The 1,148-nt window shown below is 72.8% G+C and carries 1 protein-coding gene; it reads left to right on the top strand.

Features of this window, described 5'->3' with window-relative positions; all coding sequences use genetic code 11:
• Positions 1-972: aldo/keto reductase (locus P409_RS34865; protein WP_081992252.1), on the top strand; the 972-nt coding region annotated here is incomplete at its 5' end.
• Between the last annotated feature and the right edge of the window lie 176 nt (positions 973-1,148).

The following is a 1,148-nucleotide window of genomic DNA, read 5'->3' as shown; positions in this document are numbered from 1 at the left end:
GGGGCCAGCGGGATCCCCGCCAGCGCGGTGGGGCTCGGCACCTGGGCCATGGGCGGCTGGCTGTGGGGCGGCGGCGACGACGCCGCCTCGGTGGCGGCGATCCGCGCCGCGCTCGACGCCGGCGTCACCCTGATCGACACCGCCCCGGCCTATGGCCTCGGCCGGGCCGAGCAGCTGGTCGGTCGCGCCATCGAGGGGCGGCGCGACGAGGTCGTGCTGGTGACCAAATGCGGCCTGGTCTGGGACACCGACAAGGGCCGCCCCTTCGTCGGCCAGGACGACAAGACCATCCACCGCTATCTCGGCGCGGAGTCGGTGCGGGCGGAGCTGGAGGCCAGCCTGCGGCGCCTGCGCACCGACCATGTCGACGTGCTGATCACCCATTGGCAGGACCCGACGACGCCGATCGCCGAGACCATGGAGGCCCTCTTGGCGCTGAAGGCCGAGGGCAAGACCAGGGCTATCGGCATCAGCAACGCCAGCGTCGAGGATCTCGCCGCCTACCGCGCGGCCGGTCCGGTCGACTGCGTGCAGGAGGCGTACAACATGCTCGACCGCGGGCTGGAGCAGACGCTGATCCCACCCTGCCGCGACGCCGGCATCGCCGTGATCAGCTATTCCAGCTTGGCGCTCGGCCTCCTGACCGGCCGGATCGGGCCGGAGCGGAGCTTCGACGGCGACGATCTGCGCCGCACCAACCCGCGCTTCTCGGCCGAGAACCGGCGCCTGGTCGCGGTTTTCGCCGCCGATCTCGCCGGCATCGCCCGGGACCATGGGGCCGAAATCGCCGACGTGGTGATCGCCTGGACCCTGGCGCAGCCCGGCATCACCTTCGCGCTCTGCGGCGCCCGCAACGCCGACCAGGCCCGGGCGAATGCGCGGGCGGGCGAGCTGCGTCTGTCGGCGGACGAGCTGGCGGCGATCGACCGCGCCATCGCCACCCATCTCGGCCCGGTCGCGGCGGCGGCGTAGGTCCGGGTTCGGGAATGTCCTCCAACTCACACATCGTCCTTTCCAAGTCCCCCCTGCCCTTGCGGGAGGGGGGTAGGGGGAGGGGGCTGCGCGCGTCCGCGCGCGAACACGTACGGCACCCCATTCGACGTCCGCGCCGATTTGCGGCCGTCCGGGCCGGCTCTATCGGCGGGAAC

The sequence above is a fragment of the Inquilinus limosus MP06 genome (genome assembly GCF_000767795.1).
GTDB lineage: Bacteria > Pseudomonadota > Alphaproteobacteria > DSM-16000 > Inquilinaceae > Inquilinus > Inquilinus limosus_E.
The sequence above is the reverse complement of the archived record's forward strand: the minus strand, read 5'-3'. Positions and strand labels throughout refer to the sequence as shown.